Origin of the sequence: Microbacterium sp. NC79 (assembly GCF_019061125.1) — a bacterium.
Classification (GTDB): domain Bacteria; phylum Actinomycetota; class Actinomycetes; order Actinomycetales; family Microbacteriaceae; genus Microbacterium.
Window position 1 is genome coordinate 886,131 of record NZ_JAHQYI010000001.1, and the last position, 11,310, is coordinate 897,440.

Consider the following 11,310-nt stretch of genomic DNA (forward strand, 5'->3'; position numbering starts at 1 on the left):
CCGTGGCATTGATTGAGGCTGTAGGCGCTCGCGAGATTCTTGACTCGCGCGGCAACCCGACCGTTGAGGTGGAGGTTCTGCTCGATGACGGCATCGTGCAGCGCGCCGCCGTTCCGTCGGGCGCATCGACCGGCGCTTTCGAAGCGTATGAGCTTCGCGATGGCGACAAGGCTCGCTATGGCGGCAAGGGCGTGCTCAAGGCCGTCGACGCTGTTATCGACGAGCTCGGCCCGGCGATCGAAGGTTTCGAAGCAAGTGAACAGCGCGTCATCGACGAGGTGCTGAAAGAGACCGACGGAACCAGCAACAAGGGTCGCGTCGGAGCCAACGCCATCCTCGGTGTCAGCCTCGCTGTCGCCAAGGCTGCCGCTGACTCGGCTGATCTGCCGCTGTTCCGCTACATCGGCGGCCCGAACGCGCACGTTCTGCCCGTTCCGCTGCTCAACGTCATCAATGGTGGCGCGCACGCAGACACCGGTGTCGACATGCAGGAGTTCTTCCTGGTTCCGCACGGTGCAGAATCGTTCGCCGAGGCACTGCGCTGGGGCACCGAGACGTACCACGTACTCAAGAGCGAACTGAAGGCTGGCGGCTACGCAACTGGTCTCGGCGACGAGGGCGGGTTCGCCCCCGACCTGCCGAGCAACCGTGGCGCACTCGACTTCCTGATGGCTGCCATCGAGAAGGCTGGCTTCAAGCCCGGCGAAGACATCGCTGTCGGCCTTGACGTGGCATCGACCGAGTTCTACGCCGATGGCGCCTACTCGTTCGAAGGCAAGAAGCTTTCGGCTGAGGAACTTATCGAGTACTACGCAGACCTCGTCGCAAACTACCCGCTCGTGTCGATCGAAGACGGCCTGGCTGAAGACGACTGGGATGGCTGGAAGGCGCTCACCGACGCGCTCGGCTCGAAGGTGCAGCTCGTTGGCGATGACCTGTTCGTCACCAACCCGCAGCGCCTCGCCGACGGCATCAAGAAGGGCGTCGGCAACTCGCTGCTCGTCAAGGTGAACCAGATCGGTACCCTCACCGAGACGCTGGACGCCGTGAGCCTGGCTCAGCGTTCGGGTTACACCGCGATGCTCTCGCACCGGTCCGGTGAAACCGAAGACACCACGATTGCTGACCTGGCCGTTGCGACCAACGCCGGTCAGATCAAGTCCGGTGCGCCTGCCCGTAGCGACCGCGTTGCGAAATACAATCAGCTTCTGCGTATCGAAGAAGAGCTCGGTGAAGGCGCTGTCTTCGCTGGCCGCTCGGCCTTCCCGCGGTACTCGGCTTAAGCCGAGCGCGCAGGCGCTTACACGCTGAAACACAGAGAGGGGAAATCCATGGCACGACGCCCGGATTTCCCTTCTCGTGTATCGACGCCCGTAACCGGACCAGTGCGCACAGCGCCGGTTCGTACAGGCAAAGCTTCCCCAGCACGCCGTCGCGTTGATGTCAGCGATTGGCTCGGTGGTATCCGGTTCTCCGGGTTCATGGCCATCATGCTGTCCCTTGTCGTCCTTGCCGTCTTTGTCTTGGTCCCGAGCATCGGTACCTATCTCGAGCAGCGCCAACGCATTGCATCTCTTCAAGAAGCCGTCGCCGTCTCGCAGGCTGAGGTTGATCGGCTCGAAGCCGAGCGCGATCGCTGGACCGACGCCAACTACATCGCATCGCAAGCGCGAGAACGCCTCTACTACGTCAAGCCGGGCGAGGTCGTTTATCTCGTGGACAACGACATCGACGAGTCACTCCTGCCAATGAGTCATGGCCCGGTGAGCGACAAGGTTGAGAAAACGAAGGTCGATTGGATGACGAAGGCGCTCCGTTCGGTCACTGAATCGGGTCTTGCCCAGTCCGTCATGGTGCCCGAGGGTGCAACAGACACACCCGAGCCCACGGAACCGGCCGGAGAATCCGGCGAACAGACAGATTTGCCGACGCCCTGACCGGTAGCCTAGGGGAGTGACTGTGCCCCCTTTTGAACCCGTCCGCCAGGTCGACCTCGATGTCATGAGCTCGCAGCTCGGCCGGCAGGTGCGCGGCGTCGTGGGCATTGCTGCCCGCTGCGTGTGCGGTAACCCGACCGTTGTGTCGACCCAGCCGCGCCTTGATGATGGCACGCCGTTTCCCACGTTCTATTACATGAGCCACCCCGGCGCCACCGCGTCAATGAGCCGCCTCGAGGCTTCGGGCATCATGGCGGAGTATTCGGCACTCATCGAGAATGATGAAGAAGTCCGCGCCGCCTACCAGCGCGCACATGAGGCGTACCTTGCCGACCGCGCGCAGTTTGGTGCGGTCGAAGAGATCGACGGCATCTCCGCAGGGGGCATGCCTACCCGCGTCAAGTGCTTGCACGCCCTCGTCGGTCATGCTCTTGCCGCCGGCCCAGGCGTGAACCCGATCGGTGACATTGCACTTGCGGCCGCCGACTGGTCGCCCGAGGTATGCATCTGCGACGAGCCGGGTCGAGCGGCATGAAGCGTGCGCTCACGATTGTTTTCGCCGGCGCCATCGCCGCGATGCTTTCGATGGGCGCACCTGCTGTCGGCGTTGAACTCGCTAACGATCCGACGCCGACACCGTCAATCACCACGGACGCGCCATCGCCGAGCCCCACTCCGAGCGATCCGGTGCGCGCTGCTGAATATTGGCTAGACGCCTACGGAATCACTGAGGCGTGGAAGACCACCAAGGGTGAGGGCGTCACCGTTGCCGTTATCGATACCGGCGTCGCGCACACGGCTGCCCTCGACCCTGCAGTCATCGGTGGTGCCGACTTTTCCGGTGCTGGTAGCGATGACGGACGCACCCCGGTGGGAGTGAAAGATGCCAACCACGGCACGTACGTCGCCTCGCTGCTTGCCGCGCGGGCTGCCGCCGACGGAACGGGCATGGTTGGAGTCGCACCTGAATCCGACATTCTCGCGATCTCTGTCGGTTTCGGATCTAGCGCCACGGTTCCTTTCGTTGACCAGCTCGCCGACGCGATCGTCTGGGCGGTCGATGAGGGCGCTGACATTATCAACCTGTCGCTGACAACCAACCAGCTGTCCTGGGATGAAAGCTGGGACGACGCCTTCCAATATGCGTTTGATCACGACGTTGTCGTGATCGTCGCCGCCGGAAACCGGGGGAGCGGCACCTCTGTGGTCGGAGCTCCCGCTACAATTCCCGGCGTGCTGACCGTCGCGGGCGTCGATCCGGCAGGCAAGGCGAGTTTCGGTGCATCGACGCAGGGCATCACGATCGGGTTGGCAGCACCGAGTGAGAAGCTGCTGGGGATCGCCCCGGACGGAACCATGGTGACATGGGACGGAACCAGTGGTGCCGCACCGATTGTGGCTGGCGTCGCCGCGCTGGTACGTTCTGCACACCCCGATCTCGATGCCGCGAACGTCATTCAACGCCTCATTCAGACCGCCACACCCGTGCCGGGAGCTGCGACGCCTTCGCCGCTATACGGTTACGGTCTGATCGACGCGAACGCTGCCGTCACCGCGACCGGTATCACTCATGTTGACGCGAATCCGATGGGCTCGCTGGCGGAATGGGTGCGCATTTATCGCCGCGCTGATGCGCCGCAGCCACCGCAACAACAGGGCGAGGTTCCGCAGGTTCAGATTCCGGAACTTCCGCCTGTCGAACCACAGGCAGCCAAGCCGAATCCCCTGATGCCTTCCTTAGAATCCATCCGGAACGGCTCTATTCCGCTCATCGCTGTGACATTGCCTGGTATTCTAGTAGCGCTCGGCGTCACTGCTGCTGCCCGAAGCATCCGTTCGGCGCGCGAGTCGCGCACGTCGAGTAATGATCACTCAAAGGAAATATCTTCCCGTGCCTAAAATCCTGATTGTCGGTGGTGGCTACGCCGGTTTCTATACCGCGTGGAAGCTGGAGAAGCACCTTCGTAAGGGCGAGGCAGAGGTCATCATGGTTGACCCGCTGCCCTACATGACTTACCTTCCCTTCCTTCCGGAAGTTGCCGCTGGTTCCATCGAAGCCCGTCACGCGGTCGTATCGCACCGTCGTCACCTGAAGAAGACGACGATCGTTCGCGCCAAGGTGACGAACGTTGATCACGCCAACAAGACGGCAACGATTACGCCCGAGCAGGGCGAATCTTACGAACTGGAATACGACCAGATCGTCGTGACCGCTGGTTCCGTTTCGCGCACCTTCCCGATTCCGGGAATTGCCGAAAACGCAATCGGCATGAAGGCGATCGAAGAAGCCGTGGCCGTTCGTGACCGCCTGCTGAACAACTTCGACAAGGCAGCCACGTTGCCCGCCGGACCGGAGCGCGACCGTCTGCTGACCGTCGTCGTTGTCGGTGGTGGTTTCGCTGGTATCGAGACGTTTGCCGAGCTGCGCTCGCTCGCGTCGTCGCTGCTCGCGAACTACCCGCAGCTGAAGTTCGAAGACACGCACTTCCACCTCATTGAGGCGATGGGCCGCATCATGCCCGAGGTTTCGTTGCCGACGAGCGAGTGGGTTCTCAAGGACCTCGCAAAGCGTGGCGCCAACGTGCACCTCGACACGCAGGTTGTGGACGCTACCGATGGCAACGTCGGACTGTCGACCGGACAGGTTATCCCGTCGGATCTCATCATCTGGACCGCAGGTGTGATGGCAAACCCGCAGGTTGTGAAGGGCTCCGGCCTTCCCGCAGACCAGCGCGGACGCATCACCGCTGACGCAACGCTGCGCGTCATCGACGGTGAAGAGATCGTTGAAGGCGCATGGACCGCCGGTGACATTTCGGCTGTTCCTGACCTGACCGGTGGCGGTGTCGGCGGCTTCTGCGTGCCGAACGCTCAGCACGCGGTTCGCCAGGCGAAGCGCCTCGCAAAGAACCTCGTTGCCGTTCTCCGTGGCGCGCAGCCCGTCGAGTACATCCACAAGAACCTGGGCGCTGTTGCAGGCCTCGGTCTGTACAACGGTGTCTTCCAGTCAGGCAAGATCGCCCTCAAGGGCTTCGTCGCCTGGGTCGCTCACCGCGGCTACCACGGCCTGGCTATGCCGTCGTGGGAGCGCAAGTGGCGTGTGCTGTGGGGCTGGTGGCATAACCTCTGGCTCGGTCGCGACATCGCGTCGATGGAAGCTGTGCAGATCCCGCGCGCATTCTTCACCGAGTTTGCGTCGAAGCCGCGTCCGGCTGCCGCTCCCGTCGAAGCTCCGGCAGAGAAGCCTGCCGAGCCGGTTGCTGACAAGGCAACTGAGTCTGAAAAGGCTGCCGTCGGCGCTTAGTAACGCGTTCACGAAGGCGGGTGCTTTGGCACCCGCCTTCGTCGTTTCCGCCGACGTGTAGCTAGGCTAGAAACACCAAGCCCCCATAGCCCAATGGCAGAGGCAGACGACTTAAAATCGTCACAGTGTCGGTTCGAGTCCGACTGGGGGTACACGCACGCCGCTCGTCCACCCTCGAGCGCGCAATCTCATCACGTAGGCTTTGGCCATGACGATTGAGCCTCGCCCGACCGAGAAGCCACGGTCTCGGCTCGTGACCGCCGCAATCTTCGGCGGTGGCTTCGTCGCGCTGATATGGATCATCGAGATTCTCGACGCGATCACGAATCAGCGGCTCGACAACAACGGTGTGCGCCCGTGGACGGTAGATGGCCTGTGGGGCATCGTCTTCGCGCCGGTACTGCACACCGACTGGGCGCACCTCATCTCCAACTCCGTTCCAGCTTTTGTTCTAACGTTTGTGATTGTGCTGAGTTCCGGAACCACGCGGTGGCTGGAAGCGACGGCGATCGTGTGGGTGACGGCTGGTGTCGGTACGTGGCTCATCGGCGGACTCAACACCAACCATGTCGGCGCATCATCCCTCATCTTCGGGTGGGTGGCATTCCTGGTGCTTCGTGGCTTCTTCGCGAAGAAACTCAGCGAAATCGCGATCGGTCTCGTGATCGGGGCCGTGTACGGGTATCTCATTTGGGGTGTCCTCCCGACGACGCCAGGCGTTTCTTGGCAGGGGCACCTGTGCGGAGCGATTGGCGGCGTGATCGCTGCGGTTATTCTCGGCCGGCGCTCCGCAGAACAGCGCGACGCCACTGCACGCAGCTGACGCCCAGGCGCCTTCACTGCGGGGATGTCAGCGCGTATGCTCCTGGCTAGAAGTGACGCTTCCGCTCGGCGTCACGGAGAGGTCATCATGCGAGGTAGCCAACGAACGGCAGGGGTTCTGCTTGCCGTGATTGCCATCATGGTCGGTCTCGTTGCGTGTTCTGGCGGCGTCGGTCCCACGGGGCCGAAAGCGACCGAGCAGGCACAACAAAACGGTGAGGAGCCGCAGGGAGAAGACACGTCAAGCGGAACCACGACAGACGCGGGCGGGGATGCAACGTTGTCGGGTGCCTGCCTGGAGATTTCGCAGGCCATGTCGAGCGCGAGCTCAGAGATGGGCACCGCGATTCAAGACGGGCTGACTAATCCTGAAGGTGTGAAAGACGCCCTGCTGCTTCAAGCAGAAGCGCTGCAGAAGGCCGTGACAGCCACCGCCAATGGCGAGGTGAAGACCGCGCTCCAAGCAGTCGCCGATGACATGAGCGCATTTGCCGACGTTTTCCAGGGGCTACCCGACATGACGAACCCGTCATCGTGGGCGAATGATCCGGTCGCGCTGGAAAAGGTCACTCAACTCGGACAGAAATTGCAGACCGCGGGTACCGAGCTGCAGGCCTCGCTTTCCGAACTTCTCACGCTGTGTAACTACACGCCGTGACGGTGCCTGCACGCATTTGTCGGAGAACTCCTTCTCGAGCCGAGCTGTCGCGCCACGACCTGTGAGCAATCTCCTCATTCGTGCATATTTGGTGCGAATGCCTCTAGGCTGGCGACGTGCTTGACCTGATGACCCGATCGGCGGCGGCGCAAGGGTGGCGTACTCCCGAGGCATGGTGGCCCGCGCTGACCAGTGCGACGTCGCACCTTTCTGCCCCGGTGGCTGTGATTGCGCAGGATGCGCTCGCCTTCAACGCCCGCGACATGCTGGTGCGCGCTGGGGGAGTGCCGATTCGCGTCGCCAGTAAGTCGATTCGCGTCCGTGCCGTGCTCGACGCCGTCCTTGCCCTTCCCGGATACCAGGGCATCCTCGCCTTTACGCTCGCAGAAGCCCTGTGGCTTTCCGAAACTCAAGACGACATCGTGATGGGGTACCCCACGACTGATCGTGCGGCGCTCGCTCGCCTCCTTGCCGACGAAACGGCTGCGAGCCGCATCACCCTGATGATTGATGATGTCGCACAGCTCGACCTCATCGATGCGGTGGTGGCGCCGTCCGCACGTCCTGTGATCCGCGTCGCGATTGATGCGGATGCGTCGTGGCGTGCTCCCGCCCTCGGACATATTGGGGTAAGGCGGTCGCCACTGCATACGCCAGATGAGGTTGCCGCTTTTGCCGCGCGGGTGGTGAGCCGCCCCGGCTTCGCGCTCGTGGGGCTGATGATGTACGAGGCTCAGATTGCCGGGCAAACCGATGCAAGCGGCCACCAGGACGGTCTCATGCGCTGGATGAAGCGGCAATCAGGCAACGAACTGGCCGATCGTCGCCGTGCGATTGTCGCGGGCGTTCGACGCGTCGCTGACCTGGAATTTGTCAACGGCGGTGGAACCGGTTCGCTGGAATACACTGCCGCAGACGATTCCGTCACCGAGCTCACCGCAGGCAGCGGATTCTTGGCGGGCACGCTTTTTGATGACTACCAGGGGTTCCAGCCCGCACCGGCTGCGGCGTTCGCGTTCGACGTCGTGCGCAAGCCCCTCCCTGACATCGCCACCATTCTCGGCGGTGGTTGGATTGCTTCCGGCCCGCCGGTGGCTTCGCGCCAACCTCGCGCGGCATGGCCAACGGGCCTGAAAACGCTTGGCCGTGAGGGTGCGGGGGAAGTGCAGACGCCGTTACAGGGCGCACCCGCCCGTTCGCTCGCAGTCGGCGACCGCGTCTGGCTTCGTCATGCCAAGAGCGGCGAAGGGTCGGAACGGGTGTTGTCGTACCACGTCGTTGACGACGGCGTCGTGGTTGATGAGTTGTTGACGTACCGCGGAGAAGGAAAGGCGTTTTTGTGACACGACCAGGCGGACAATGGCAGAACTGGGCACGATCGGCTCGCATCCGACCGCAGCTCACGGAGTTTCCGCGCACGGCTGAGGCCGTCCAGCGGGCTGTTATTGCGGCGAAGGCGCGTGGCATGCAGATCAAGGCAGTTGGTTCCGGCCACTCCTTTACCGGCATCGCCGTTGCTCCCGGTGTACTGCTCGACCTGTCAGACCTCAGCGGCCTCGTCGCCGTCGATACGGAACGCGGCCGCGTCACACTCAAAGCCGGCACCAAGCTGCACCAGATTCCTGAATTGCTCGCGCCGTTCGGACTCGCGATGGAAAACCTCGGTGACATCGATCGACAGTCAATTTCTGGCGCGATCTCGACCGGAACGCACGGCACCGGATCTGGTTTCGGCGGAATCTCCACCCAGATCGTGGGCGCGACCCTCGTCACCGCAGAGGGCGAGTTCCGCACCATCGACGAGAACCACTCGCCCGAGTTGCTTCCGGCGGTTGCCCTCGGGCTCGGCGCGCTCGGCATCCTTGTTGACGTCACCGTGCAGTGTGTTCCGGCCTTCCTTTTGCATGCTGTCGAGCGCCGTGAGTCGATTCACGATGTGATGGCAAATATTCATGAGCGCGCGAACGCCGTTGACCACTTTGAGTTCTACTGGTTTCCGCACACCGAATTTGCGCTCACGAAGGAAAACACGCGGTTGCCTGAGGGCGATAAGCGTCATCCACTGCCGCGTGCCGCGAAGTGGCTCGATGAGACCGTACTTGCCAATGGCGTCTACCGCCTGACCTGCGGACTCGGGAGCGTGGTTCCCGCGATCGTGCCACCGGTATCCCGCATGGCTTCCCAGCTCACCGGCTCGCGCGAGTACACCGATCACTCCACTCGGGTTTTCACGCAGTCTCGCACCGTGCGGTTCCGTGAGATGGAGTACGCCATCCCCGTGGAAAACGTGCAGGACGCGTTTCGCGAACTCGCCGCTGTCATCGCGCGCAAGGGGTGGAAGATCTCTTTCCCGGTTGAGGTGCGCTTTGCGAAGGGCGATGACCGGTGGCTGTCGACCGCATACGGCCGTGATTCTGCCTACATCGCCGTGCACCGGTACTGGCGCGAAGACCCCAGCGAATATTTCTGGGCGGTGGAGACGATCATGGCGCAGTTCGGTGGCCGACCGCACTGGGGAAAGATGCACACGCTCAATGCCCAGACATTGCGCGAGCGCTATCCCCGCTTTGACGATTTTGTCGCGCTTCGCGATGAATGGGACCCGGAACGGCGCTTCCGAAACGCGTACCTTGATCGCGTCCTCGGGGCGTGAACTCGCTGAGAGTCATCCGACGCCACCTCGACAGCGCGGTGCGCGCGGATAGTATGTGAATCGATAGAAGGGGGCTCGCACTTATGTGGGAATGGCTAATTCCGGTTCTGATCGTTGTTGCGATCGTGGTTATCGGCGCAATTTACCTGTGGGCGACGTACAACGCGCTTGTCGCGCTCAACGTCCGCGTTGATGAGGCGTGGAGCGACATTACGGTTCAACTCAAGCGTCGTGCTGATCTCATTCCGAACCTTATCGAGACGGTGAAGGGATACGCGGCCCACGAAAAGGCGGTCTTTGAGAACGTCACCCGTGCGCGCGCTGAGACCCTCTCGGCAACGTCGCCGGCAGCGGCCGGCGTGGCAGAAGGTCACATGGAGCAGGCCCTGAAGAGCCTCTTCGCGGTCGCTGAGGCTTACCCGGCACTGCAGGCCAGCCAGAACTATCTGCAGTTGCAAGAGGCCATCGTTGACACCGAAGACAAGATCCAGGCGTCGCGTCGGTTCTTCAACGGAGGCGTGCGCGAACTGAACACGAAGATCAAGGTGTTCCCCAACAACCTGTTCGCACGCAGCCTCGGTTTCGTGGAACGCGAGTTCTTCGAGGTGGTGGACGGAACGGCGATCTCAGAGCCGCCTCGCGTTCAGTTCTAGAAGATTCGAGTTCGGGCCCGGTGCAAAAGCACCGGGCCCGAATTCATTCCTGCCTGTCATGGCGGGCGGCCCCAGGAAGCGCGGCACGGAGGTCAGCGGTGGCTGAGCCCCAGGAGGAGACACTGAGCGCTTCCAGCCCCTGCCATCGGGCGGCGAGACGTAACTCCTCTGCGACGGCCGGAGCGTGGCGGCGGTCTTCAGGGCATTCCCACCACGCCGATTGCACCAGCAGGGTTGATCGAGCCCTGTCTGCCTTGAGGTCGACACGACCCACGATGTCGCCATCAGCGAGGATTGGCAGCGAGTAGTACCCGAACTCACGCTTGTGCGATGGGGTGTAGATCTCAATGCGATAGTCGAAGTCATAGAGGCGCGCTGCGCGATCCCGGAACCACACCAGCGGATCAAACGGCGTCAACAGCACCGCGGGCGGGACAGAACGCGCGATTGCCGCTTCGTGGTGTCGCCACGCCATGATCGGTTTGCCGTTGCGTTGCCACCCTTCGACATATGTCGGAATCGCCGTGCCAGCGTCACGAAGGTCGGCGAGGGCTTTTGTGGCTGCGGCGACCGGAACCCGGTAATAGTCGGCGAGGTCGGCGGTTGTCGCCACCCCATACGAAGCGAGCGCGCGGCTCATGAGTTCTCGGATGGCATCGTCCTTCGCGACCGGAGCGCCACGGTGCTGCTCCGGGATGACATGTTCGGTGAGTCCGTAGCGGCGTTCGAAGCCGCGCCGGCCAGCAACCGCGACATCGCCAAACATGAACATGTATTCCAAAGCGAGTTTGACGCGGTTCCAGTCCCACCAGGGGCCGCGCGCGCCCTGGTGCGAATCGTCTTCAATCTCGGCAGGGCGAAGCGGACCGCGCGCTGCCAACTCGTCACGTACCCACTGCATGGTGGCCGCGTTTTCCGCCACCCACTTGCCGGCGGTTTCGCCGTATTTTGCCCGGTTCGCCTCCATCCGGAAGTTCCACAACGACCAATCAGCCACCGGAACCAGGGTGGCGGCATGTGCCCAATACTCGACGTAGTCGCCGTCAGCACGGAACATGAGATCGTCAAACGTGCCGGTGTCATAGGCGCCAAGGCGAGAAAACATCGGCATGTAGTGGCTACGGGAGAACACGTTGACGGTGTCGATTTGCAGCACCCCGATATCGCGCATGACTGCGTGCAAGTGCCGAGGTGATGGAGTCGCGGGTCGGCGCCGATTGAACCCCTGTGCGGCCAGGGTGATGCGTTGCGCCTGACGGCGAGAGAGAGAATCGACCACGCAG

General features: G+C 62.6%; 11 protein-coding genes and 1 tRNA gene. 11 read left to right on the forward strand and 1 reads right to left on the reverse strand.

Features of this window, described 5'->3' with window-relative positions; all coding sequences use genetic code 11:
• Nucleotides 1–2 precede the first annotated feature (2 nt).
• The 11 genes from eno to KTJ77_RS03910 all read left to right on the forward strand — a co-directional run bounded on the left by eno (nucleotide 3) and on the right by KTJ77_RS03910 (nucleotide 10,027).
• The gene (gene eno / locus KTJ77_RS03860; RefSeq protein ID WP_217337178.1) at nucleotides 3–1,283 is read left to right on the forward strand and encodes a phosphopyruvate hydratase; all 1,281 of its coding nucleotides are present in this window, start codon (nucleotides 3–5) and stop codon (nucleotides 1,281–1,283) included.
• A gap of 48 nt (nucleotides 1,284–1,331) precedes the next feature.
• Entirely contained in the window at nucleotides 1,332–1,937 is a 606-nt protein-coding gene (locus KTJ77_RS03865) for a septum formation initiator family protein (protein WP_217337179.1), read from the forward strand.
• Between the two features lie 16 nt (nucleotides 1,938–1,953).
• Nucleotides 1,954–2,472: a DUF501 domain-containing protein gene (locus KTJ77_RS03870; protein ID WP_367948817.1), complete on the forward strand. Its 519-nt coding sequence runs from the start codon at nucleotides 1,954–1,956 to the stop codon at nucleotides 2,470–2,472.
• Nucleotides 2,469–3,836: a S8 family serine peptidase gene (locus KTJ77_RS03875; protein WP_254367357.1), complete on the forward strand. Its 1,368-nt coding sequence runs from the start codon at nucleotides 2,469–2,471 to the stop codon at nucleotides 3,834–3,836. The genes KTJ77_RS03870 and KTJ77_RS03875 overlap by 4 nt, the downstream gene beginning before the upstream one ends.
• A complete protein-coding gene (locus tag KTJ77_RS03880; RefSeq protein WP_367948818.1) occupies nucleotides 3,829–5,241 on the forward strand; it encodes an NAD(P)/FAD-dependent oxidoreductase in 1,413 nt (470 codons plus the stop codon). The genes KTJ77_RS03875 and KTJ77_RS03880 overlap by 8 nt, the downstream gene beginning before the upstream one ends.
• Nucleotides 5,242–5,320: 79 nt before the next feature.
• A tRNA-Leu gene (locus tag KTJ77_RS03885) sits at nucleotides 5,321–5,393 on the forward strand.
• Between the two features lie 56 nt (nucleotides 5,394–5,449).
• Nucleotides 5,450–6,064, forward strand: coding sequence for a rhomboid family intramembrane serine protease (locus KTJ77_RS03890; protein ID WP_217337181.1), 615 nt, complete (start codon nucleotides 5,450–5,452; stop codon nucleotides 6,062–6,064).
• Nucleotides 6,065–6,151: 87 nt separating this feature from the next.
• Nucleotides 6,152–6,721, forward strand: a complete 570-nt coding sequence (locus KTJ77_RS03895) for a hypothetical protein (protein ID WP_217337182.1) — start codon at nucleotides 6,152–6,154, stop codon at nucleotides 6,719–6,721.
• 128 nt (nucleotides 6,722–6,849) lie between these two features.
• Nucleotides 6,850–8,064: an alanine racemase gene (locus KTJ77_RS03900; protein WP_217338319.1), complete on the forward strand. Its 1,215-nt coding sequence runs from the start codon at nucleotides 6,850–6,852 to the stop codon at nucleotides 8,062–8,064.
• A complete protein-coding gene (locus KTJ77_RS03905) occupies nucleotides 8,061–9,374 on the forward strand; it encodes a D-arabinono-1,4-lactone oxidase (RefSeq protein ID WP_217337183.1) in 1,314 nt (437 codons plus the stop codon). The genes KTJ77_RS03900 and KTJ77_RS03905 overlap by 4 nt, the downstream gene beginning before the upstream one ends.
• An 83-nt stretch (nucleotides 9,375–9,457) precedes the next feature.
• A complete protein-coding gene (locus KTJ77_RS03910) occupies nucleotides 9,458–10,027 on the forward strand; it encodes a LemA family protein (protein WP_217337184.1) in 570 nt (189 codons plus the stop codon).
• A 43-nt stretch (nucleotides 10,028–10,070) separates the two neighbouring features.
• Here the strand turns inward: KTJ77_RS03910 and KTJ77_RS03915 are convergent, their stop codons facing one another.
• Nucleotides 10,071–11,306, reverse strand: a complete 1,236-nt coding sequence (locus KTJ77_RS03915; RefSeq protein WP_367948819.1) for a winged helix-turn-helix domain-containing protein — start codon at nucleotides 11,304–11,306, stop codon at nucleotides 10,071–10,073.
• Between the last annotated feature and the right edge of the window lie 4 nt (nucleotides 11,307–11,310).

Coding starts and splice junctions, on each gene's coding strand:
- KTJ77_RS03900 (WP_217338319.1), top strand. CDS start 6,850: ATGACCCGATCGGCGGCGGCGCAAGGGTGGCGTACTCCCGAGGCATGG.
- KTJ77_RS03895 (WP_217337182.1), top strand. CDS start 6,152: ATGCGAGGTAGCCAACGAACGGCAGGGGTTCTGCTTGCCGTGATTGCC.
- KTJ77_RS03890 (WP_217337181.1), top strand. CDS start 5,450: ATGACGATTGAGCCTCGCCCGACCGAGAAGCCACGGTCTCGGCTCGTG.
- KTJ77_RS03910 (WP_217337184.1), top strand. CDS start 9,458: ATGTGGGAATGGCTAATTCCGGTTCTGATCGTTGTTGCGATCGTGGTT.
- KTJ77_RS03875 (WP_254367357.1), top strand. CDS start 2,469: ATGAAGCGTGCGCTCACGATTGTTTTCGCCGGCGCCATCGCCGCGATG.
- KTJ77_RS03865 (WP_217337179.1), top strand. CDS start 1,332: ATGGCACGACGCCCGGATTTCCCTTCTCGTGTATCGACGCCCGTAACC.